The organism is Paenibacillus sp. MCAF9, assembly GCF_052114265.1.
In the GTDB taxonomy this organism is placed as follows: domain Bacteria; phylum Bacillota; class Bacilli; order Paenibacillales; family Paenibacillaceae; genus Pristimantibacillus.
The window spans coordinates 504,650-528,621 of record NZ_JBFREL010000002.1 but is presented as its reverse complement, the minus strand read 5'-3'; the positions used below and the strand labels follow the sequence as shown (position 1 = coordinate 528,621).

16 protein-coding genes are annotated in these 23,972 nt (G+C 42.9%); 12 read left to right on the top strand and 4 right to left on the bottom strand.

Annotated features, from left to right (window positions below):
• The first annotated feature begins 1 nt into the window (after position 1).
• The 6 genes from AB4Z45_RS05145 to AB4Z45_RS05120 all read left to right on the top strand — a co-directional run bounded on the left by AB4Z45_RS05145 (position 2) and on the right by AB4Z45_RS05120 (position 6,723).
• Positions 2-955: an ABC transporter permease gene (locus AB4Z45_RS05145; RefSeq protein ID WP_441908191.1), complete on the top strand. Its 954-nt coding sequence runs from the start codon at positions 2-4 to the stop codon at positions 953-955.
• 14 nt (positions 956-969) lie between these two features.
• Positions 970-2,256, top strand: coding sequence for an NCS2 family permease (locus tag AB4Z45_RS05140; RefSeq protein ID WP_441908190.1), 1,287 nt, complete (start codon positions 970-972; stop codon positions 2,254-2,256).
• Between the two features lie 201 nt (positions 2,257-2,457).
• A complete protein-coding gene (locus tag AB4Z45_RS05135; protein ID WP_441908189.1) occupies positions 2,458-3,699 on the top strand; it encodes a molybdopterin-dependent oxidoreductase in 1,242 nt (413 codons plus the stop codon).
• 135 nt (positions 3,700-3,834) lie between these two features.
• Complete coding sequence (locus AB4Z45_RS05130; protein WP_441908188.1) at positions 3,835-4,692, top strand: alpha/beta hydrolase family protein; 858 nt, start codon at positions 3,835-3,837, stop codon at positions 4,690-4,692.
• Between the two features lie 285 nt (positions 4,693-4,977).
• Entirely contained in the window at positions 4,978-5,361 is a 384-nt protein-coding gene (locus AB4Z45_RS05125) for a sulfurtransferase (RefSeq protein ID WP_441908187.1), read from the top strand.
• Positions 5,362-6,150: 789 nt separating this feature from the next.
• Positions 6,151-6,723: an RNA polymerase sigma factor gene (locus AB4Z45_RS05120; RefSeq protein WP_441908186.1), complete on the top strand. Its 573-nt coding sequence runs from the start codon at positions 6,151-6,153 to the stop codon at positions 6,721-6,723.
• 398 nt (positions 6,724-7,121) lie between these two features.
• On the opposite strand, the gene AB4Z45_RS05115 is transcribed toward AB4Z45_RS05120, so the two are convergent.
• Positions 7,122-7,598 (bottom strand): hypothetical protein, encoded by a 477-nt coding sequence (locus AB4Z45_RS05115; protein WP_441908185.1) that lies wholly within the window; start codon positions 7,596-7,598, stop codon positions 7,122-7,124.
• 327 nt (positions 7,599-7,925) lie between these two features.
• Here AB4Z45_RS05115 and AB4Z45_RS05110 point away from each other — a divergent pair, with 327 nt between their 5' ends.
• From AB4Z45_RS05110 to AB4Z45_RS05100, 3 genes are all read left to right on the top strand, one after another.
• Positions 7,926-9,338: a hypothetical protein gene (locus AB4Z45_RS05110; protein WP_441908184.1), complete on the top strand. Its 1,413-nt coding sequence runs from the start codon at positions 7,926-7,928 to the stop codon at positions 9,336-9,338.
• 1,350 nt (positions 9,339-10,688) lie between these two features.
• Positions 10,689-13,832, top strand: coding sequence for an ATP-binding protein (locus AB4Z45_RS05105; RefSeq protein ID WP_441908249.1), 3,144 nt, complete (start codon positions 10,689-10,691; stop codon positions 13,830-13,832).
• Between the two features lie 256 nt (positions 13,833-14,088).
• Positions 14,089-15,828, top strand: coding sequence for an ABC-F family ATP-binding cassette domain-containing protein (locus AB4Z45_RS05100; RefSeq protein ID WP_441908183.1), 1,740 nt, complete (start codon positions 14,089-14,091; stop codon positions 15,826-15,828).
• A 445-nt stretch (positions 15,829-16,273) separates the two neighbouring features.
• Here AB4Z45_RS05100 and AB4Z45_RS05095 read toward each other — a convergent pair whose 3' ends face one another.
• A complete protein-coding gene (locus tag AB4Z45_RS05095) occupies positions 16,274-17,887 on the bottom strand; it encodes a xylulokinase (protein ID WP_441908182.1) in 1,614 nt (537 codons plus the stop codon).
• 380 nt (positions 17,888-18,267) lie between these two features.
• On the opposite strand from AB4Z45_RS05095, the gene AB4Z45_RS05090 reads away from it, so the two are divergent.
• A complete protein-coding gene (locus tag AB4Z45_RS05090; RefSeq protein WP_441908181.1) occupies positions 18,268-19,074 on the top strand; it encodes an aminoglycoside phosphotransferase family protein in 807 nt (268 codons plus the stop codon).
• Between the two features lie 136 nt (positions 19,075-19,210).
• On the opposite strand, the gene AB4Z45_RS05085 is transcribed toward AB4Z45_RS05090, so the two are convergent.
• Positions 19,211-19,813 (bottom strand): TetR/AcrR family transcriptional regulator, encoded by a 603-nt coding sequence (locus tag AB4Z45_RS05085; RefSeq protein ID WP_441908180.1) that lies wholly within the window; start codon positions 19,811-19,813, stop codon positions 19,211-19,213.
• 200 nt (positions 19,814-20,013) lie between these two features.
• Here AB4Z45_RS05085 and AB4Z45_RS05080 point away from each other — a divergent pair, with 200 nt between their 5' ends.
• Entirely contained in the window at positions 20,014-20,751 is a 738-nt protein-coding gene (locus AB4Z45_RS05080) for an SDR family NAD(P)-dependent oxidoreductase (protein ID WP_441908179.1), read from the top strand.
• A gap of 235 nt (positions 20,752-20,986) precedes the next feature.
• On the opposite strand, the gene AB4Z45_RS05075 is transcribed toward AB4Z45_RS05080, so the two are convergent.
• Positions 20,987-21,694, bottom strand: coding sequence for an NAD(P)/FAD-dependent oxidoreductase (locus tag AB4Z45_RS05075; protein WP_441908248.1), 708 nt, complete (start codon positions 21,692-21,694; stop codon positions 20,987-20,989).
• A 398-nt stretch (positions 21,695-22,092) separates the two neighbouring features.
• On the opposite strand from AB4Z45_RS05075, the gene AB4Z45_RS05070 reads away from it, so the two are divergent.
• Positions 22,093-23,910: a family 43 glycosylhydrolase gene (locus tag AB4Z45_RS05070; RefSeq protein ID WP_441908178.1), complete on the top strand. Its 1,818-nt coding sequence runs from the start codon at positions 22,093-22,095 to the stop codon at positions 23,908-23,910.
• Positions 23,911-23,972: the final 62 nt, after the last annotated feature.

Below are 23,972 nucleotides of genomic sequence, written 5' to 3'. Positions count from 1 at the left end.
GATGGAGGTAATTGGCAATTTACTAAATGGGACGCTCGTATTCTCAACTGCCCTTATCTTTGCTGCACTCGGTGGACTCATTTCCGAACGCTCGGGAGTCATTAATATTGGACTGGAAGGGTTTATGGTATCGGGAGCCTTCTTCTCTGCAATAACGACTCATTATGCGGAAATAGCGGGTTTTGGCGGTTTCTCCCCTTGGTTAGGCTTACTTGGAGCCTTCCTATTTACCATTATCTTTTCTAGCATTCATGCGGTCGCCTCCATTACGTTTAAGGCGAATCAGGTTGTAAGCGGGGTTGTTATCAATATTCTCGCTGCAAGCTCAACGTTCTTTTTCGTAAAATTACTTTTTGATGGCTCAGCAGAAACACCGCTTCTAACGACTGTATTTCATAAGGTGACGATTCCTTATTTAAGCGACATTCCGTTCATTGGCAATGTGTTCTTCAATGCCTATCCGACTACGTATATTGCCATTGCATTAGTCATCATCCTATTTACTTATTTGTTTAAGACCTCAGGTGGACTAAGGCTTCGTTCTGTTGGTGAACATCCAAGCGCAGCAGACACGGTTGGAATAAAAGTAAATCGCACGCGCTACATCGCTGTTATTTTAAGCGGATCACTTGCAGCTCTTGGCGGAGCAACGATTGTTCTTACCTCAAATGGCAACTTTGCTTTTAATACCATTTCAGGACAAGGCTATATTGCGCTTGCGGCTGTTATTTTTGGAAAATGGAATCCGATAGGTGTGATGCTTGCTTCACTATTTTTTGGTTTAGCCCAAGCAGCAAAGGACCAATTGCAAATCTTTGATTTTGCTGCTAGCATTCCAAATGAGTTCTTCTATATGTTTCCATACGTCTTAACATTACTCGTTTTAATTGGAGCAGTAGGGAAAGCTCGTTCACCCAAAGCATTAGGGGAACCCTATGATGTTGGGAAACGATAAAGGTGGTTATACACTTGGGAAGTCGATTGCAGAAAATGTTCCATATTGAAAAAGAAAACACGACGGTACGTACGGAGTTAGTTGCAGGAACAACTTCATTTATGACGGTTGCCTATATCATTGCGGTGAATGGCGCCATCTTGCAGCTAGCCGGCATGCCTTATGAAGCAGCTACGATTGTTACAGTAATCTGCTCTTTTATCGGTTGTATGCTGATGGCACTTTGGGCGAAGTCACCGTTAATTCTCGTGCCTGGGATGGGAGACAATGCATTTTTTGTTTTCACATTGGTATTCTCGTTAGGACTTACGTGGCAGCAAGCACTTGCAGCTGTATTTTTGGCGGGTATTGTATTTATGTTAACTGCGGTAACAAAAGGGGCCGACTATCTATCGCGCTCGATCCCGACGTCGATGATTAACGCCATGACCGCCGGTATTGGTCTTTTTATTGCTTTTCTAGGCTTGAAAAATGGGGGGATCATCGTTGCGAGCGAAGGAACTTTCGTTACTTTAGCGAAGCTCAGTGATCCTTATGCCCTAACGACGATATTGACTTTATTGATTGCGATACCGCTTTTCATGCGAAATGTAAAAGGCAGCTTCTTAATTGCCATTATTGCAGGCACAGGCATTGGCGCATTGCTCGGTATCGTCGATTTTTCAACTTTACGTGATTTTAGTATTTCCTTTAATGGGTACGGAGAGCTGTTTCTTGCCTTGGACTTTAGCGGGATCGGCACGCTTAATTTTTGGACAGCTGTTTTTTCGTTATCGATGGTCATTATTTTTCAAAATATGGGCGCCCAGCTTGGGATGCTTCCAGACAAGGCGAAGTTCCGCAGGTCTTTTCAGGCTAACTCTGTATCGGTTATAAGTGCAGGGCTTCTGGGTTGCAGTCCGATGACAACAGCAGCTGAGTCTGCAACAGGCATTGCATCAGGCGGGAGAACGGGGCTAACCTCATTTACAACGGGAATTTTGTTTATTCCTGCTTTGTTTATGATCCCTCTTTTCAAAATAATCCCAAACAGTGCAATTGCGCCTGTACTCATCATTGTTGGCTGCCTTATGTTTCAGAGCATTAAGGAAATTCCGTTTAATGATTTTACAGAAGCTTTTCCTGCTTATCTGATGATGGCAATTATGCCGCTATCCTTTAGTATCGCGAACGGGATTGCGTTTGGTTTCATTGCCTACCCCATTCTGAAGCTGGTCACGGGCCGAAGGAAAGAAGTATCGATAACGATGTATGTCATCGCATTTTTCTTCTTGCTTTATTTTATTTTGGGATCGATTTAAGAGGGAATTAAGGAAACAGTGGAGATACGATGTAGGATTTGAATACACCGCTAAGTAGGCAATAGGCCTTGAGCGGTGTATTTTTTTATGCTCTGAATCAACAGGGAGCTATTGCTTAAGCTAGAGTCGTATCGGCGTCTCAACAGCGCTATAATATGGATATAAGATGTAATACAAAAACGTTACGAGGAGGCTTAACCGATGAGTGGACTGATGGAGCGTCTTCGCAAGGGATATGGTAAAAAGCTCGTTTCGCTGCATGCTTGGAACGGCTGGATTGTCGTAATTTTGGCATTAACCGGGCTTATACTGGTGGGCGGCTTCTGGCGCGGCGTTCTTGGGGAGGTTCGTGTTTGGATCAAGTGGGCGCATGTCGTTGTTGGTATAGCCTCCATCCTGCCTGTAGTCTATTATCTGGCGCTGGCGGGCAAGCATTGGAAGCAGCTGAAGCAAAAACCATGGCAAAGATTTAACGTACTTGTCGTGTTAGGCTTATTACTGGGCTGGTTCGGATCGGGCGTGCTGCTGTGGCAGTTTAGAGCCGTCGGGCCAAGCGTGTCTAATGTGGCATTAGTCATCCATGATCTCCTTACATGGGTTGGGCTTCCTTATATCATTTATCATTCCATCACGCGGGTCAAATGGCTGAAGGAGCCGAATCGACGTACCGTCAAAAACGAGCAAAAGGAAGAGGGCGTCATCCATCCAGCGGGAGCGCCTCAGCCGGTGTATACGCGCAAAGCGTTCATTCGCAGTGCAATTGGCATAGGTTTGGCTGTCACGATCGGGCCTTCTTTTCTGAAATGGCTCGGGAACTCGCTTGGAAGTGTAGGCGGAAGCCAGAGCATCGATAAGCTGATCGAAAATGATGCAAATATGCTTCTGCCGGCCCCGCAGCCGCTGCCTGCTTCAGCCCCGCCAACGGGTGGCGGAGCTGTTGGACAGTTCCGTGTATACACGGTAACGCCGATTCCCTCTTTTACAAATGCGGATTGGAACTTTACGATAGACGGGTTAGTCGATAAGACATTTAAGTGGGATTGGAAACAGTTTGTGGCGCTGAAGCGAACGGTGCAGGTCAGTGATTTTCACTGTGTGACCGGTTGGTCCGTTTACAAAAACACGTGGGAGGGTATTCCACTTAAAGAGCTGCTGAAAATGGCGGGTGTGCAGTCCGGTGCGGAAACGGTGAAGCTTTACTCGGGTGATGGCGTATATACAGATACCCTTACACTTGAGCAGGCCGACATGGATGATGTAATGGTGGCGGTCATGCATGACGGGAAGCCGATCCCGAGTGATCTCGGCGGACCGGTTCGTCTCATTGTACCGAAAATGTATGCCTATAAGTCCGTAAAATGGTTAAACCGAATTGAGCTGATTAAAGGCGAGCATGTGGGGTACTGGGAAGCGCGCGGATATGCGAACGATGCGTGGGTGTAGTTTTTTTGTATTATTTTATAGGTAATCCCGCCTCTATAATGCACGTTGGTGATATGATCAGGGTAGATAGATATGGTATAAACCGAGTGAATAGCCTCTATAGAATGAAATATGGTGACGGGGAAGGTGCTGTTATTGAGTAATGGGAGTATTTTGCATCAGACATTTACGTTGGAGCTGGATCCGGGAGTGTATGTAAGAGGCGATATAAGAGTGAAGGAAGATGGGGGACGCAAGCCGGTCCTCCTCTTTGTGCATGGTTTTAAAGGGTTCAAGGATTGGGCGTTCTTCCCTTATGCAGCCGAGCAATTCGCGGGTCAGGACTTTGCGGTTATTACGTTCAACTTTTCGTTTAACGGCGTTAATGAACATGATTTTGACGAGCTGGAAAAGTTCGGGATGAACACCTACTCGCAGGAGCAAAAGGATTTGTCAGCTGTGCTTGCAGCCTTGCTCGAGGGCAAACTTCCGCTTGATAAACAGATGGATAAGCAGCAAATTTTCATAGTAGGGCATAGCCGCGGCGGAGGAAATAGCGTAATATTCGCAGCCGAGCATCCTGAAATTCGCGGCGTAGTAACATGGAACGGAATAGCGAAGGCCAATCTGTTTGGAGAAGAATTCCGCGAGCAGGTATTGCGGGATGGGATAGGCTATGTGACGAATGCAAGGACAAAGCAGGAAATGCCGATCAACGCTGCGTTTTTTGAGGATTTGGATCGGAATCGAATGCGCTTCGCTATCACAGCTAAAGCGGCGTCACTTCGAACGCCTGTGTTATTCATTCAAGGAACGGGGGATGCTGGGCGATTGCTAACAGGATACTATCTACTCCAAGCTGCTGCTCCGCAGCATCGTTTTTCACCGCTGGAAGGAGCGAACCATACTTTCGGAGCGGTGCATCCTTTTGCCGGGACGACGGATGATCTGGAGAAGGCGATTGAAATAACGGGAGCGTTTTTTGCGCTGCTGCTGCAGCGGCCGTCGGAGTAATAGAGCGGAGAAGGCGGTCGTCATCCATTGCCGGAGCCGCAGGTGCTAGCAGATATTCTTGAACGGATTGGCATTGGCAATCATACGACAGTTATCGCATATGACGATCAAGGCGGCGCGATGGCATCCCGTCTGCGCTGACTGCTGCAATGGCTTGGGCATGATGGACAGGTCTATCTAATAGAAGGCGGATTCGCAGGCTGGCAAGCGGCGGGGTATCCGGTTAGCACGGATGTCCCTTCTTTAATAGAAGGAATTAATTTTAATGTAAACGTTCGTGATGAGATGCTGGTTAGCCAAGCGGATGTAAAGGCACGAGTTGGCAAAGCGGGAACGGTGGTCATCGATTCCCGTGAAGCCCCTCGCTATCGCGGCGAAGTAGAGCCGCTTGATCCTAAGGCTGGACATATTCCAGGCGCGATCAATCGCTTCTGGAACGAGGGCAAACGCGCCGACGGCAGTTGGAAATCACCAGAGGAGCAGAAGCTTCGCTTCAACGGATTGTCGCAGGACGATGAGATTATCGTTTATTGCGGCTCAGGCGTGACGGCTACGCCGAACGTTTTCGCTTTGCAAGACGCAGGCTTCCGCAATGTGAAGCTGTATGCGGGGAGTTGGAGTGATTGGAGTTCCAGATCTGAGAGCCCTGTGGCTACGGGTGAAGAATAAGAGCTGAGAGAAGTATAATAGTTTGTAAGATTTGAATACATCGCCATGTGGGCCGTGTGCCTTGAGCGGTGTATTTTTTATGTTCGAAGTCAAAATGAAGTCAACGCTCGCTCCCTGAAAATATTTTCAGAGTGCCCTAAATCGAGCGACTGCTCGTATGGCTTTGATGTATTGTACAGGTTCTCGCTTGTCGCTTTTATCCCCTCCTTTTATACAGAGAAGGCCGACGCTGTTTTATATGAATTGAAATTGTTTACAAATTCAATTTACTTGTCAAGCCGAATCAAATTTCTTTTGTAAAATCAACAACTTCCGTATTTGAAATAATCAATCAACAGGAAATAAACGAATGAATTTATTCCATTACTACAATCATTGGAAGATTTATTGAAATTATTCGTGCTTTATAAATTCCACAAATTTTGTTTCGGAAAATACTAATAATGTTTTCGTTGACATATGAGAAAGTTTCGAATTGTATTTTTAGGGTTATGTGAAATGCTGTTTAAGTCCCCGTTTATAAGCTTTTTTGATAATTAGATCCCTATTTGCAAGGAGATTAATCACGCAAAAAACCAATAAAATTTTTCGGTGCAAAAAAAGGGGATGTATGAAACAATAAAAGGATTAATAATCCATATTTGTAACTATATAATAAAATTAAAAGGGTGAACCTGTATTCGTGACATGCTCTTTGTCAGGTCATGACTCATGCAACGGGGAGAGGATCCAAGAAATTTAACTTTCATTATTAGCCCCTCCCTTCATAACAAACCTCGGGGGAGTAATATGAAACAATGGTTTAACTTGCTGCGAAGTCCAATTAAAGACTTGGATATAGACACACAACAATGGGTTTATCGATCCTTCTATCAGTTCGTTTATCAAGATACATTTTTTATGATGCGTGACCATACCTTGACCGAGGACATCATTCAAGATGCCTTTATCAAAATATCAGCCAATGGTCCCAGGCTACATCCAGATGCGAATCTGGCAGGTTGGGCGAAGGTCGTGGCACGGAATACAACCATTGATTATTTACGTAAATTAAAAGATAACCGTAAGACGTTAAACACTTCCTACATTTGTGTAAATGAAGCTTCTGTAAATGAAATCAGTGTCGCAAGTGAAATTGAAACCAAAGAGAGAAACGATCTGCTTCGTCAGGCCATTGACGAACTAAAACCGGAATATCGAACCGTTCTGCTGTTGTTTTATATGGAACGGAAATCCTATCGGGAAATTTGTGAAGAATTACAAATTTCTGAGAACGTTCTCTCGCAGCGGTTATTTCGGGCACGAAAAAAACTGCATGATCACTTTCTGAGAAAATGGAGAGATGTAGATGAATTAATTTAATGAGACAGAGCGTATAATTAAAAATGCGGTGGGCGTTTATTGCAACTGTATTTTAATTCCCGACACCTGAAGATACCTACAAAAAAGTAATAGGATTATTTCCTAATCTATTTATGATCTTATTATATGTAAATGATGCCCCACAAGCACCACCAGTAAAGGAAGGTAGAAGATTTTTAAAATTTGTCGATTCTGATGGGAGTTTGTTAGTTAACTATACTATCTATGGAGTTTTGATCTTGGTTTACATCGATCAATAATTGCTCAATAACACACCACAATATGGCTGTCGGCATCAACTGGCAATTTCAATTGGGGCCAGTCTAATAATTATTTTTCGAAGTCTAATGATTTTCTTATTCAAAAAGCCGCGTACTGTAAGAAACAAATAGGTATGCTTATTCAACAACCTCGATCTGCTTCTGAACCGTTTCCAACTTATAGACCTTGCTGTCTTCTCCATCCTGAAGCGAAAATTCCGCAACTGCCGAAACATCATATAAACCCGGCTTTTTAAACTGATAGGGATGTTTCTCTGATATAACCTCATTCACAGACATAGGACGTATAACCCCGATATCCGTTCTTGCAATCGTGTTAATCAGATTCCCGGTACTGTCCCGTATGATCAAGTAGAAAACCGGCTCCCCGCTCATAATTTCGATTGTTCGCTCAGCCTCATTTGTTAATTCAACCTCAATTGTAAAAGCCTCACTTGTCTCAACTAGCTCCGGAACAGAAATATGAACGGAAAACAGATCGTTTTCAGTGCTTTCCGTTGTAGATGAGAGATCGTGTGTCTTTGCTACAGACTCTGGTTCTGAAGATTGACAGCCAAGCAAAGATAACAGCAGAATTATCACCAGAATTTTCAAATTTAGCACCTCCAGCCTTACAGACGTTATGAACTATGTTTTTGTTTCAGCCAGTTAGTTTCATTGACGCTGTAAAGCGTTTTTCAACATATTTTAGGAACATCGTAAGATTTGGTGATGAAACATCGTTATAAATAATAGTAGCACTTATAGACAGGAGATTCTGCAACTTGACCTCCATCGGCTACGACCGAGTAGTTCAACAATAAAGCAAAAATAAAGACCGGAAAGGAACTGACATAGCCATACGGTCGTCTGCTTTTTTATGAACTCCTCCTACAGATTACAATATCATAAATTTATATAGGGTGAAGGGATGATAACCGAATGATCAAGAGAAGAGTTATGCTTGCCGTTATTTTAGCTGGCTCGTTATTTTCCAGCTCCATGTCTACTTACTCTGTGAGTGCAGAGGATGCGTCTACTCCTACGATGAAGGTGTTTAAAGGATCCATTTCGGAAATCGCTGCTGCGACTCAAAAAAATGAGGTGAACGAAATACCCTATCCGCATCCGGTAGACATTACCGCACCTCTCGGAGAACTGAAAAACAGTACATTTCTTTACGATTATGCTAATAAACAACGGGTGAAAAAAGACATCCCTACCATTAAGAAATTGATTGAAAAAGCTCCTTCCCGATTCGCTGGCCACTATTACGACGCTGATACAGGAACGGTAGTCGTTCAACTCACCGAGGATTCAGAATCGCTTAAATCGCTTGTGAGGGATTCTATTGAAAATAAGGATAAAGTCGAATTCAACGTGAGCAAATTCTCATGGGCGGATATTGTAGATGCCAAAGAAAAAATTAAAAAAAGCGTTAAACCGGGCACAGTTCGTGCACTCATCCCGGATATTAAAAATAACAAGCTGATTATTGCTTTAGATGAAAAATCGGATTTAAAGGAGAAACTAGCCGTTTCATCCTTGCTTACGAAGCCGGACTTGCTTGAATTTACAACACTCCCAGCCTCGGCGCTTAAAGTAGAAACTGACAATACCAACTGGGGTGCCCTTATTCCAATGGGGTCTAAAATTGGAGGCAATTACCGTCCTAAACCAGGTGATCCGGCATCAACAATTTATTCCATATGTACAGGCGGATATTATGGTACAAATTCAGATGAACAAGACGTTTTGGTTACATCCGGTCATTGTCAAACTGTTGGAACAGTGTCCGCATGGCATCAGCCCACTAGAGCAACGAATACGATTGGTGATTATACGTTTCGAACCACTTCTCCTGGCGATGGTTCATTTGCAGTTTCCGATTCCGGATATATTACTTTAAATTCTAATTATTTAGGGCGACCACGAGTGCCGTACCCTACTTCAACCAATATGGCAATGATTACAGGTGTGTATACAAACGATACGGTGGGCGATACCATCTATTTGAGAGGCGCAAATAGTGGCACAACAACTTCTGGTACAATCAAGTATGCCAACGTTGATATTTGGTGGGGTGGAGAAGGATATGGCTACAAAAATAATGAAGTCATGGCTACTGGCTATACATCAATGGGCGGTGACAGCGGAGGGCCGATATTAACGGACTATGCCTATAACAGTAATCTCCAAGGCTGGACATTCGATATAGCCGGTACCCATACAGGTGTAGTTACGTTACCAGACATGGAAAGCGGCATTGAAGCAGGAACCTATAAAGTGTACGAGCCAATTTGGACAACGTTTAACGATTTGAGTCTTACTGGAATTTATCTTGTTGCCTCATGATTTAGCTATCATTTCATATTAGTAGGCCGAAATTGTCGTTAAGAAACCTTTTTTCGCATAAAGAAACCGCTTCGAATCTGAACTGCACCCCGATTGTTAGATACCATCTAACAATTGGAGGAGCAGTTTTTCTATTACAGGTTCAGTACAACTGAAAAATCGGCGAAATCATCAAAGCTAAGCACCAACTTGGTCGAATGTTCAGCTTGCTGTCAAGCTTTCTCTCCTATACGCTGATTTTCGCTCTTCAGTATTTTCTAATGAATGCGGCTCACCGTACTCACCGGAGCTTCTTGCATGAAAGTACTATGCAAAGCTGTGACGGCGTTTAGGCAAAACAAAGCCGTATATCCAGACAAAATCTAGACAACGTCTCGTACATTGTATTCGAATAGGGGGACGTAGAGATACGTCTTCTATCCAAACGCAGAGAGATGCCGAACTTTCCCCCAACCATTACTCCTTTTACGTATGACAAATTGGCCAACGTGGCAACAAGGGCAAGGTTGAATAGGAGCGGTCGGTTCTGCACACATCTCTCACTCTCTGAATCAATGGTGCTGGCGTGCAAAGCAATTTGAGTTTGGTGGCGATGACCTTGAGCAAGGGTATTTTTCTCTCATTGCGTACATATAATGAAGCAACAAGTTAAAAGCATGCGTATCACTCTTGATCATGTATCTGAACACGATTCGATGTGCCTTACTTGAAACCATTTGCATGCGACAGATGACAGCTGGAGTGATTGGAGTTCCAGTCCTGAAAATCCTGTTGCCACTGGCGGCGAATAGAACGCTTAATCAGCATAGTAGTATGAAACTTAGAGTACATCGCCTATGTGGCGATGTACTTCTTTGCGTTGTGCTTGGGGGCGTCGAAGTCAACACGGAGTCAACAATTAATTATTGAAAGTACTCTACAAAGTCATGGAGAAATAGACGGATTCAGAATTATGCATATGTGTTGTCAGAGCTATGTTTGCATTGTCACACCAAGCCAACAGCCTTATTTTGTGTGGGTTTAATCAACATAGAGTTAACTAGTCTTCTAAATGGAATGAAATACTTTTAAGATTAATCAAGGTGAACCGTATTACAAATAAGGCGAAATCAGCCTGTGAAATATCAATATCGTCGAATGACATGCCTTGTTCATTGTTTTTCTATCCGAATTGAATAACTAAAATTCTCCAAGTAGGTATTGCTATATAATAGACATAAAGGCCTCTCTCTCGTCCGTTTCTCTGCTATGCTAACTGTGGTAAGTTATGGAGAGTTCTTTACTAAATGTCTTAAAAGAAAATGACTAGGGGAGAAATACTTCTTGGAAACTCACTCATCCAAATATCAAATGAAAAAGAGCTATATTATATTATTGCTAGTGTTGATATTAGTTGTTTTAACCGGTTTGCGCATTTTATGGATGGGAACGTTTCATGATCCCAAGCAGGCGTCAATTCATAATGGGCAATTCGATTTGCGCAATTGGAATGCAGAAGATGGTAGTATTCTCTTACTTGATGGGGAATGGGAGTTTTATCCCTCGCAATGGTTAATAGATGGTAGTCGGCAACAATTGTTAGGTGATAATGCGCCAATGCATATTCAGGTACCGGGAGGATGGAGTGAAGCTTTGCATGCTGACAAGCCATCTCCATACGGGTATGGTTCTTATCGTTTGCGTCTTTATGTAGACCCGGCAAAGAACCTTAATTATAGTATTCGTGTACTCAGCGTACGCACTGCATCAGAATTATATGTAAACGGTCGATTGCTTATGAAATCCGGACAGGTGGCGACAACAAAGGATGAATATATTTCGAAGGATCTACCTTATTCTACAACCTTTACAGCAGACGAAAACGGTGTAATCGAACTCGTCATTCAGGCGGCAAATTATGTGGATGGTCGAAGCGGGGGCATTGTCCGATCCATTAAATTTGGATCAGAAGAAGCCATTGCCAAAGAGATGAAAGCTTCCGTTTCTATGCAGCTTTTGGCAGCGATTATATTCATTATGCATGCAGTCTATGCACTTATTTTGTATTTATTAGGAAATAAGGAAAAGAAGCTGCTTTATTTCAGTTTGCTTGCATTATGTGTAACGATCACGAGTGTATTTAGTGTTGATGAGAAGTTGTTCCACCAAATATTTTATATTGGAAGTGTTTGGGATTTTCGGATAACGAACATTGCTCTCATTATGGCAGCCTATGCTTTGCTCCAGTGTACGAATCATCGCGAGCTTCCATATTGGCGTAGGATGTACCCTGTCTATAAAGTAATGAATCTAGGGACTGTCGGCATCACTTTGTTTTTAGATCCATCTCAAGTGATTATGCTCTTTCCGGTTTATTATCTATTAATTGGTATTGCTACAGTTATCACGTTGATTACAATGTTTAAAAAAGTAATCAAAGGTTTAAAGAGCAATCTTTTACTGCTTTTCTCTCTTCTTGCGTTGATGAACCATTCTCTTTGGTCGTTTATCTTGATAGACAGCAGTTTGAGTCTTGTCTACTATCCGTTCGATATGATTATTGCGATGGGTTGTTTAGCCTCTGAATGGTTTAAGGGATACTTTATCATGCATTCGAAGACCAAAGAGCTTGCTGCAACCTTGCAAAGAATGAATGACCATAAGGATCAATTTCTGGCAAACACATCGCATGAATTTAAAAATCCGCTGCATAGCATGCTTAACATGTCACAATCCGTTTTAAAAAGGGAACAGCATTTATTGCAGGAACGGAGCATTAAGGAGCTTGAAACGGTATTATCCGTAGGACGTCGGTTGACATTGATATTGAACGATTTGATTGATGTGATGAGTTTACGGGAAGGCAATCCGCGTCTTCAGAAAAGAGCCGTATTTATCCAGTCAATCGTGACCGGAGTAATGAATATGCTGCAATTTAATGCAGAAGTAAAGTCTGTCCAAATTGCAAATCAGATTTCGGAAGATTTCCCTCCAGTCATTGCGGATGAGAATAGGGTGATCCAAATCGTGTTCAATTTACTTCATAATGCTGTGAAATATACGAATGATGGGGTTGTTTTGATTCAAGCTTTTGCAAAGGATGGACGAGCTTATATCGTTATTACCGATACGGGAATCGGAATGGACGAGGACATGCTTAAGCGCCTATTCCGCCCATACGAGCAAGCGAGCGCGAGTGAGACCATGATTGAAGGTGGCTTTGGGTTAGGTTTAAGTATAAGCAAGCAACTGGTTGAGCTTCATGGAGGTGCGTTAGATGTGTCCTCTGCTTTAGGAGAAGGCTCAACATTTACGTTTTCATTAAAGCTAGCAGACTTGAAAGCGGAAGAAGAAAATGATGTATCCAACTCATTCAAACCGTATACATTACAGTCTATGGCGATTCAAGAAATTGCCTCCTCGGTCGATTTGGACAAAGTGGGAATCCCGCAAGCGGCGAAACAACCAACTTTACTAGAAATGGATCGCGATCGTCCGCACCTATTAATTGTTGATGATGATCCTATCAATCTTCAAGTGCTTGAATCCATACTACCGCCAGACGAATATCAGGTAACGATGGCAACGAGCGGTAAAGAAGCGTTGGCTTTACTGAATACAAAGGAATGGGATCTGGTCATCTCCGATATCATGATGCCGCAGATGTCCGGTTATGAGCTGACGCGTTTGATCCGCGAACGGTTTACACTCACGGAGCTCCCTGTATTGCTCCTTACCGCAAGAAGCCAACCGAAAGATATTCAGAGCGGTTTTATAGCGGGGGCTAACGATTATGTGACGAAGCCAGTGGAAGCAATAGAAATCAAATCGCGAATCGAGGCGCTAACTACGATTAAACATTCTGTTCGGGAACAACTGCGATTAGAAGCTGCATGGCTGCAAGCGCAAATCCAGCCTCATTTTTTATATAATGCGTTGAATGCTGTAACAGCTCTAAGCGATATTAATTTGGATAAGATGCGTAATTTGCTCGATGAGTTCAGCAATTATCTGAGGAATAAATTTAAATTTCAAAATATGGATGGGCTTGTTCCGATCGAAGAGGAGCTAAGTCTGGTGCGTTCTTATCTATATATTGAAAAGGTTCGGTTTGAAGAAAGGTTACAGGTTATTTGGGAGATAGATGGCTGCGAGGAAATAAAAGTCCCATTTATTACGATCCAGCCTCTCGTTGAAAATGCGATAATACATGGCGTTATGAAGCGCATTCGTGGGGGAAAGATTTTTATTCGGATTTCTGTCTATGAGACGCATGTAGAGATAACCGTTGAAGACGATGGTGTTGGAATGGACGAAGTTCAATTGCAACGAATATTAGAAAGAAAAGCAAATAGTTGTTCAGGTGTCGGATTGATAAATACGGATCAGCGATTAAAACGGCACTTCGGAACAGGACTTCATATCAAAAGTACGTTAGGTATAGGGACAAAGGTAACTTTTCATGTATATAACAGGTTGAATAGCGGGGATAAAGCTAGCCTAGGTGATAAATAAGTGATTTAAAGAGGAGCATGCCGCAGCAGCTCCTTTTGCATTTTCGCCGATAGCCCCGTTAAACTGAAGCGTATCATAAGTAACGGCAAGTTTTTATTGTACAACATGGAACTTTGCCCCCCCGCCCAGGGATGGGAATACAAATCAATTGTAGTTGATTGTAAACAGTGTTACTCTAACAAAGGTAAACTCAAAATCTATGCTCTTCAATACATCCAATAATAGTCACCATTTCAGTTATAAGAAAGGTAATACTATGATAAAAGTTGATAACTTATCCTTCTCATTTCCGCAAAAAGAACTATATAATAACATTTCGTTTACGTTAGAAGAGGCACAACACTGTGCTTTTATAGGAACAAGTGGCAGTGGGAAAAGTACATTGATAGATATACTGATGGATCCAGAAAGATATTTGTTCGAGGGCAAATTAGAAATAGATCCGACTTGCAAAATAGGGTATGTAAGTCAATTTTCACAACTAGACAAAACGAAAGAAACAACCGTTTTTGAATATATAGGGGAAAAATTTATTAAGATACAAAATGAAATAACATCTATTTGTACTGAAATGGAAACATCAGCGGATATTGATTCGTTATTAGAACAGTATCAATTCGCTTTAGACGCATTTGATGCCATCGGTGGGGATGATTTTGAAAGCAACATTAATAAGAAACTAAATCAAGCAAACCTCATGAAGCTAAAAGATGTTAGGGTATCTGACCTGAGTGGTGGAGAATTCAAACTTATTCAAGTGATGAAGGAAATGCTTAATAGTCCAGACTTAATGATTATGGACGAACCAGATGTATTTTTAGACTTTGAAAACCTAAATGCACTTAAAAATCTTATTAATGCTCACAAAGGAATACTGCTAGTTGTTACGCACAACCGTTATCTATTGAATCATTGTTTCAACAAAATTATACACCTTGAAAACACGGAAATCCAAGAGTTTGATGGGCGATATATTGATTATAACTTCTCATTACTTCAGACTAAAGTTGAGTTGCAAGAACTCGCAATCGCTGATGATGAAGAAATTAAGAGAAACGATAAAACAATCGTTAATCTTAGAGTTATCGCAACTTATAATTCACATGCATCTAGAGGGAAAGCATTAAAAGCTAGAGTTCGGTTTCAAGAAAGATTGGAAGCGCGTAGAATTAAAATGCCATTTGTTGCTATTAAGCAACCGAATATTAGTTTTGGTATTGATAATGAAATGGAAGACACCATTGTTGTAAATGTTAATAATTATAGTGTTGCCTTTGATGAGTTGCTTTTAGACAATGTTAACTTTGAGATAAAATCGACTGATAAAGTAGCCATTATTGGTTCAAACGGAACCGGTAAAACGACCTTACTCAGAGATATCTTTAAAAATAATCATGAATCAATTGAAATAAATGCTGATGTTAAAGTGGCTTATTTAAGTCAGATTCAAGGCGAAATGCTAAAGGATTCTAATACCATACTAGAAGAATTCATCGATGCTGGGTTTAAAACGTATGATGAGGTTAGATCGTATCTTTCAAACTATGGTTTTGAAGGAGAAATCGTTAATCAAAAGATAGAAGCTTTATCTGGTGGAGAAAAAAACTTGCTTCAATTAGCTAAAGTTTCAGCCAGTAAAGCAAACGTATTGCTTCTTGATGAACCGACAAGCCATTTAGACACCTATACACAAATCGCACTGGAGAAAGCCATTGAAGACTATAAAGGCGCGATTCTCATGATTTCTCACGATTTCTATACAGTTGTAAATGGTATGGATTATGTTTTAATCATTGACGATAAGTCGATTAGAAAAATGAGTATGCCAGAATTTAGACAGATGATTTATGCTAGTCATTTTGATAAAGACTATCTAGAAAATGAACAAAATAAAAAATCAGTTGAAATGAAAATAGAATTGGCTTTAAAAGATACTAATTTTGAACTTGCAAAAGTATTGGTTGATGAGCTAGAAGAGCTGATTAAGTTGCTTTAAATGAAAACCCACTGATTAAAAAGATTACAAGAATATGGCTAAAGTGAATGAGTCCGAGTTCAACGATAAAACATGATGTTGGCGAAAAAGCATCAATAAAAAGACACTGATGGATAGAATCTCAGTGTCTTTTTACTGGATTGGTTTCTTGATAACTCTTGCCGTGGTCAGTGGTTCACTTATTATTAAAAATCTCTCTCAACACATTTTTGGCCATAGCAATCTGTTGAGGATCTTTCTCCAAGAGACTTATGTCTATTTGTATCGGATTTTTTTCTATTAAAAGGAGGTTGCCCATCGTGGGCAACCTCTTATATAGGCTTGGCTTTACAGCGATTCGCCGTTCAGGTACCCAATGAGTACATAGGCTGAAGATTCCATGCTAAACCTGCAGATCGGAGCTTCATACGCTATACGTGTGAAATCGGTACACGCTTCTCATTTCTCATTCCTTCCAATTTTCCACCAAATGATCTACCGCTGCCTGCTCAATTGCCAGCCCTTCCGTGTAACGCTCCATAAACAAGGCAAAGCCATTCACATCTGCGCTGTCAGGATAAACCTCTTGTCCTTCTGCATCATGGAACACTTTATTGGCAAGGAAATCAGCCAAGCACTCGTGCTGCTCCTTATTAACCATATAGGATGCCAAAATTGCCATCCCCCATGGGCCGCCCTCACCAGCCGTAGACATAACCGAAACGGGAACATTCAGTGCTGCGGCACATATTTTTTGACCGACTAGCGGCGTTTTGAACAATCCGCCATGCGCCAAAATACGGTCAATCGTTACATGCTCCTTTTGTGTCAAACAATCCATCCCGAGCCTTAATGCAGCAAACGCGGTAAACAAATGTACTCTCATAAAGTTAGCCAGATTGAAGCGGCTTTCTGGAGAACGAACGAACAGCGGACGACCTTTTGCAAGCCCGGTAATGTTCTCGCCTGAATAGTAGCCGTAGCTCAGCAAGCCTCCGCCATCAGCGTCTGCTTCCAGTGCTTTGTTGAACAGGACGCTGAATAACTGGTTCATATCGGGTTTCAGCCCCATTGCTTCATAAAATTCACGGAACAATCCGAGCCATGCATTAATATCGCTGGAGCAGTTGTTAGCAAGAACCATGCCGACAGGGCTGCCATCAGGTGTAGTCACGATGTCAATCTCAGGGTACACCGTGGATAAATCTTTCTCCAGTACAATCATGGCAAAAATCGACGTACCTACGGAAATGTTGCCGGTACGCTTTTTGACACTATTCGTAGCGACCATGCCTGTTCCGGCATCGCCTTCTGGAGGACATGTGGGAATACCTGCTTGCAAGGTGCCTGATGGATCTAATAGTCGGGCACCAGCTTCATTGAGATAACCGGCATGTTCACCAGCAGTATAAACTTTAGGTAAAATATCTTTAAGATTCCAAGGGTAGTCTTTATCGGCAATTAAGTCGGCAAACTGCTTTATCATATCTTCATTAAATTGCTGTGCAGATTCATCAATTGGGAACATACCAGAGGCATCCCCTATACCAAGTGCCTTGATGCCGGTCAACCGCCAATGAATGTAACCCGACAAAGTCGTCATATAATTGATGTTAGTGACATGCTCTTCATCGTTCAATATGGCTTGATACAAATGTGCGATGCTCCAGCGCTCTGGAATTTTAAACTGAAATTTCTCGGTTAGCACCGATGCAGCTGTACCTGTTGTGGCATTGCGCCATGTCCGGAACGGAACCAATAGCTCCCCTGCTTGATCAAGTGCAATATAGCCCTGCATCATGGCGGAACATCCGATTGATCCGATTTTTTGCAGTGTTACGCCATAATTATTCTCAACCTCTTGCTTTAATTGGTGATAGATTGCTTGCAACCCGTGAATCACTTCATTGATATGGTAGGTCCAATAACCATCGATCAATTGATTTTCCCATTCATAGCTGCTGGAAGCGATTGTTTCAAATTTATAATCAATCAGTACAGCCTTCATTCGTGTGGATCCAAATTCGATGCCAAGCGAGGTTTCTCCCCTGACTATCGCTTGTTTAATATGTTGATCCATGAGGGCGGTGCTCCTCTCTGAATTTAAAATAGCTTAAAATAAGCTCCAAAGGATTATTTTTTCCAATTTATACAATAAATGAGCAAGTGTACCACTGTCAACAGTTTTGGTACAAAGAATTGCTGATTAAGGAAGTCCACATGGTATTCGGATACAGAAGCTGGTTTGTTCCACTTTTGATCGTTCACACTCCTTTTAAACGCTAACTATCTTATTTCGTAGTGACTACCATGGAGCAACCATCCTTACCACAACTCACGTTCACGAAAAGGGTTCTGGGTTTTAAGTCGGGAATATGATATATGTACCAAAATTTCTATAACTGGTTTGGTGAACTAGGATTAGAGAGAAATATCATAGAAATAAGTAGGTGAGGCATAGTGACTCAGGAAGAAGTGTTAAAAGGCGGAAATGTTAATCACATTGTCCGTAGGGGAAATACTGTTCTCCGTCCCACAGGTTATTGGAGCCCGTGTGTTCATGAGCTTCTTAAACATCTAGAGAAGCAAGGCTTTGAGGGAGCACCAAGTTTTCTCGGAATCGACGATTCTGATCGTGAAATACTAACATTCATTTCAGGGGAAGTTCCAGGGAATGAGTACCCTGAGCTTGAGCCTTACATGTGGTCGGATGAAACGCTTGTAGGTTTAGCGCGTCTTTTACGCCAGTTTCATGATGCGACTGCAGGATCAACTCTCATGACGAAGAGCAAATGGCAGCTTAGTTATGTCAACGAACGTGAGCACGAAGTGATATGCCATAATGACGCTGCATTGTACAATGTGGTCTTTCAAAAGGGGATTCCTGTGGGGCTGATTGATTTTGATATGGCTGGTCCAGGTCCACGTATGTGGGACATTGCTTATTCCCTCTATACATCGGTTCCACTTGCGAGCTTCGAGCCTGACCATTCTTCGGGAAAAACGGTGAAGTACCAATCGGATATACACGCTACGGAGCGCCGTAAACGAATTCATTTGTTTTTTGAATCGTATGGAACTCCCGTCCCCAATGAACTGTGTCAGTGGATTATTCAACGATTGACTACAATGTGCGACACGTTGAGAAATGGCGCTGCCGAAGGGAATCTTGCTTTTAAAAAAATGGTTGATGAGGGACACTTGGCTCACTATGAGAGCGAGATTCGATTTGTAGCAGATCATTTCAATGATTGGATAAAGAACTAAATATTGCGCTAACAGATCACGATAAAACATATCGAGATCAAAGAAAGGGACATCCCGCAAAAGGATGGCCTTAAATCTTGCCGTTACAGACAGTGCAGTGAACCGTATCAAAGGCACCTAGTCGGGTGCCTTTTTATTATTTTCCTACATACTTAACCGAATAAATATGCGTTTTCGTTAAATCAATCACTTCCTGGATAAATCCCTCCCGAGATTCCTTGAAATCAGTCTTGATCCAATTCAGAATGAGTCCGTAAAAGCCATAGGCTGTATAACGCTTAAAATAATCCATGTTGACGGGGATGTTATTGATCGTTTCAAAAATAAATTGTTCCTTATAGATCTTTAGAATGGTTTGAGGGAATCCCGTGTGCAATCCTGGTAAAGTATCATCATATTTTATCAGCTCAAAAAAATCACGGTGTTGATAAATGTAGGAAACGATATTAAAGGACGGTGCGTTGAGTCTTTCCGTGTATACTTTGTGTCCAGGAACATATGGTTTTCCTACGGAATCTTCCAACCCCTGAAACATAGAAGTAAGTAAATCTTCAGCTAATTTAATTTTATCTTGGTAATGTACATAGAAAGTACTACGGTTATAGGAGGCTGTATCTACAATGTCCTTTACAGAAACGAGATGGTAACCCTTCTCTTTTATTAGTTTTATAAAAGCTGATTTTAGATGTTCTTCTGTTCGATTTCTTCGCTCAGATGTCACGTTTGGTTCATCACTCATGAAAATATCTCCTCGCAAAAAGACGATTTTGATGTAAGTGTCTACTAGTTAGACATATATTAATACTTTAATGATTGTTAAATGTGAACAAAAAACTACAATTAAGATGAGAACAAAATAGTACAAATATTTATTAATGAATGTTAATTAATAAAAACGCAAATAGTACTATTAAAAATATTGTACTGGAGGATTCATCGATGGGCAAACTACAAAACAAGGTAGCTGTGATTACTGGGGGAGCATCCGGAATCGGTGCGGCTACAGCACGTTTATTCGTTTTAGAAGGAGCCAAAGTGGTTCTTGTTGATTTAAATGAAGAAAAAGGAAAGGCGTTCGAGAACGAGTTAAAGGCGCTTAATGCTGAAGCACTATTTGTTAAAGCAAATATTACAAGTGAAGAAGAAGTCGCCAATATCTTCAAACAAACCGTTGAAGCTTTCGGCAAAGTGGATGTTGTATTCAACAATGCAGGGATTGGGCGCGTTCATCCTTCGCATGATTTGGAGTACTCCGAGTGGCGCAACACAGTAAATGTCGACTTGGATGGCGTCTTCCTGGTAGCACGTGAAGCCATCCGCGAAATGTTAAAAATAGGCGGAGGTACGATAGTGAATACGGCGTCTATGTACGGCTGGGTTGGTTCGCCCGGCTCGGCAGCGTATAATGCTGCAAAAGGCGGCGTGATTAATTTGACTCGCTCTCTTGCTCTTGAATATGCAGAACAAAATATCCGCATTAACTCATTATGCCCAGGGTTCATTGACACACCCATTATTCCCGAAGAAAGTAAACAAGCATTAGCCGGGCTCACTCCGATGAAGCGCCTCGGTAAAGCGGAAGAAATGGCAAAAGCTGTACTTTTCATGGCATGCGATGACTCTTCTTTTATGACTGGAAATAGCTTAACCGTTGATGGTGGATATACAGCTCAATAACAGTTCTAAACATGCAGTGATTAGCTTGACCAAAGCTTCAAGCTCAAAAATGGAAAATTAGTAGAAAGATATATAGTATGTAATTTGGAGTACATCGCTCATGTGGCGATGTACTCTTTTGCGTTGTGCTCAGGAGTATCGAAGCCAACGCGCAGTCAACGAATGGGGTGAATGTGCTTACAAAAAGGTAACGTTTATTTTGGGGAAATTTGTATTCTACATTCTGGCACCCACGTCACGCCAGAGAAGCATCGGGAATATCCCTCGAGTGGTCCGAAAATCGGGAGAGTCGACAAGGGGCTAATTCACTCCTTGATTCCTTATCGATTATTTCACTTGCAGCCAGATGCGCAATCAACGGCGCCAGTGTAATCGCAGAATGCATCACCGTCAGATAAAGTCCCTTTATGTGATCGTGGAAGCCCACAATCGGATAGCCGTCTTCAGGCATGGGTCTCATCCCGACCTTTATGCTTTCCAGTTCCAGTTGATTCCCATCCTTCAGACTGCGACGCAGCGTGTCGAACGCTCGCTTACCGACCGCCTCGGGTCCGTTTTCCTCCGACTCGTCGATATAATCTTCCGCAGCCAGCAGTATATGATCTGTCAGTTGACGCGCTTCCAATTGCGCATTTGAGATTAATGTGCGTATCAATTTATTCGTCGTTTTCATCTGAATTAGAATGGACGGCGACGACGTTACCGGCACGTGACAACCTAAGGGGTCGCAAAGTTCGGGTATGGCTGTACCTGCGGCCAATACCACGACATCCGACTCCAGAAAACCATTGGACGTATGGACGCCGACTAAGCGGGAATCTTCTTGCTGCAGCTGTGTAACGTTAGTGCCGAACTGAATCTTTGCTCCGTACTCCCGCGCTTTGCTGAGCAACAGCTCAGTTACCCCTATAGGGTCTACCGCACCTTCTTCGCTAACAAAGATCGCTTCATTCGGATATTCCTTTAGAATCGGCTACAATGCCTCAAGCTGCTCTCGGTTTAATTTTTGAAAGTGGAGTTCCTCCCTTAGGGGCACAGACGTAATAACATATTCAGGCAGCTGGAGTAATTGGAGTTCTGTAGAGGGGAATCTGTTTGTTTTGGGGATACAGCACTCATCGATTTTCGTGAAAACGGTTCCAAAAGGCTAAGAATGACTGGAAAAGTTTAAAAATGTCTCACTACATACTAGGTTACTCATACGGTAAGCTAATAGTAGTCCTTATATTTACAGCTCTTCCATTATGAATACTTAGGGGTGATGTTGGAATCCTCTTCGCTGTCTGGTTGCCAAGCAAGCTAATGGTATAAGCCGAACCTAAGAAATGGGAGGTAACAATTATGCGTAAAAGGTTTTTAAGTTTGTTTTTGTCAGCAACGATGCTGCTGTCCGTCCTTATCGGATTCAATCCCTCTACATCAGCCGCGGATCCAATCATCACTTCTGGAAATCCCATTTTTACTAGTATTTTCACCGCCGATCCTTCTGCTCGTGTGTGGAATGACGGACGTATTTATGTATACGCCTCACACGATATCTTTCCTTCCAGAGGAAGCGATTTGATGGATAAATATCACGTCTTCTCGTCGGACAATATGGTCGACTGGGTGGACGAAGGAGAGATTCTGAGCGCGGACGATGTGCCGTGGGGACGGCCGGAAGGAGGCTTTATGTGGGCTCCGGATGCCGCATACAAGAACGGAACCTACTACTTCTATTTTCCGCATCCTAGCGACACGAATTGGAATAGCTCTTGGAAGATTGGCGTGGCAACAAGCGACAAGCCTGCTGAAGATTTCGAGGTTCAAGGGTATATACAGGGGCTTCCTGGCAGTAATTTAATTGATCCTAACGTATTCCGCGACGACAACGGAACCTATTACCTGTATGCCGGGGGAGGAGGTACCAGCTACGGGATGAAGCTTGGTGGCGACATGGTGTCGATAGATGGTCCCGTCAAGCAGTTCACCGAGCTGGAGGATTTCCACGAGGCTACTTGGGTGTTTAAGCGGGGAAGCGTTTATTATTTAATGTACTCCGATAATAATCCTGGCGCGAACCGGATGCGGTATGCAACCAGCAGCAATCCTCTTGGACCATGGACCAACCGCGGCGTCATACTTGATCCGGTATTCGGCAGTGAAACTTCGCATGGGTCCGTTGTGGAATACAAGGGGAACTGGTATATGTTTTATCATAATGCGAAAATTTCCTCTAACGGTACGCTGCGTTCCGTCGCTGTGGATCGGTTGTATTTCAATTCCGACGGGACAATCCAAAAAGTCATACAGACGTCCGAAGGTGTACCGGCTGTTGGACCGCGCTCCACCGCTACCGAGGTCAAGTACTACGATTTGATTAACGAAAGCTTTGACGCATATACACAGAAAACGGAGTATGCCATGAACATGAGCAACGTATCCATAGGAGGAGGGGCGACCCGATCGGGTGCAAATGTTGAAAATATGCATACGCAAGGCTCCTACATTCAGTTGAATGGAATCAACGGCGGCGCAGGCGGAAAGGCTCTTCTTACCGTGCTCTATTCTTCCGGGGACAGCGGGTCAGCCTTTAAGGTAGATGCGAGCGGCGACAAGGCCGGAGACGGTTATTTTCTTTCCCTGCCTGGCACGGGAGGGTGGGGCAATTATACTGGCCGAACGAACCGTCTAATCGATTTGAATTCGGGCACGAACAATCAGATCCGGCTAGGCGGCGGTATGGGAGGAGTTAACGTATCGCGCGTCATCGTATCCTTGATCCCGCAAACGACGCAGGAAGCTGAATATCCGATGAGCGCAGCTAACGTGTCCGTAGGGGGAGGGGCGACGAAGTCGGGTGGAAATATTGAAAATATGCATATCCCAGGCTCCTATTTCGAGCTGACTGGGGTTGCCGGTGGTACGGGCGGCCAGAAGCTTTTAACCGTGGTTTATGCTTCAGCGGACGCCCAAACAACCTTTAAAGTGAACGCCAGCGGCGACCAGTCGGGGAACGGCTATTCGCTTACCTTGCCTGGCACGGGAGGCTGGAGTTCCTACACAGGTCGGGCCAGCCGCATCATCGATTTGAATACAGGCAACAGCAACGTTATTCGGGTGAGCGGCGGCATGGGCGGAGCTAACGTGAGCCGAGTCATCGTCTCGTCGATTCCGTAAACAGGAGTCCGCTAAAATAACAAAATAATTGCTTAATCAATAAGCAGGATGGGGGCTGTGAC

What these genes read in the sequence shown, in the direction of transcription:
- AB4Z45_RS05095 (WP_441908182.1), bottom strand. Translation starts at nt 17,887, where the DNA reads ATGGATCAACATATTAAACAAGCGATAGTCAGGGGAGAAACCTCGCTT.
- AB4Z45_RS05110 (WP_441908184.1), top strand. Translation starts at nt 7,926, where the DNA reads ATGATCAAGAGAAGAGTTATGCTTGCCGTTATTTTAGCTGGCTCGTTA.
- AB4Z45_RS05135 (WP_441908189.1), top strand. Translation starts at nt 2,458, where the DNA reads ATGAGTGGACTGATGGAGCGTCTTCGCAAGGGATATGGTAAAAAGCTC.
- AB4Z45_RS05070 (WP_441908178.1), top strand. Translation starts at nt 22,093, where the DNA reads ATGCGTAAAAGGTTTTTAAGTTTGTTTTTGTCAGCAACGATGCTGCTG.
- AB4Z45_RS05105 (WP_441908249.1), top strand. Translation starts at nt 10,689, where the DNA reads ATGAAAAAGAGCTATATTATATTATTGCTAGTGTTGATATTAGTTGTT.
- AB4Z45_RS05100 (WP_441908183.1), top strand. Translation starts at nt 14,089, where the DNA reads ATGATAAAAGTTGATAACTTATCCTTCTCATTTCCGCAAAAAGAACTA.
- AB4Z45_RS05120 (WP_441908186.1), top strand. Translation starts at nt 6,151, where the DNA reads ATGAAACAATGGTTTAACTTGCTGCGAAGTCCAATTAAAGACTTGGAT.
- AB4Z45_RS05125 (WP_441908187.1), top strand. Translation starts at nt 4,978, where the DNA reads ATGCTGGTTAGCCAAGCGGATGTAAAGGCACGAGTTGGCAAAGCGGGA.
- AB4Z45_RS05080 (WP_441908179.1), top strand. Translation starts at nt 20,014, where the DNA reads ATGGGCAAACTACAAAACAAGGTAGCTGTGATTACTGGGGGAGCATCC.
- AB4Z45_RS05085 (WP_441908180.1), bottom strand. Translation starts at nt 19,813, where the DNA reads ATGAGTGATGAACCAAACGTGACATCTGAGCGAAGAAATCGAACAGAA.
- AB4Z45_RS05145 (WP_441908191.1), top strand. Translation starts at nt 2, where the DNA reads ATGGAGGTAATTGGCAATTTACTAAATGGGACGCTCGTATTCTCAACT.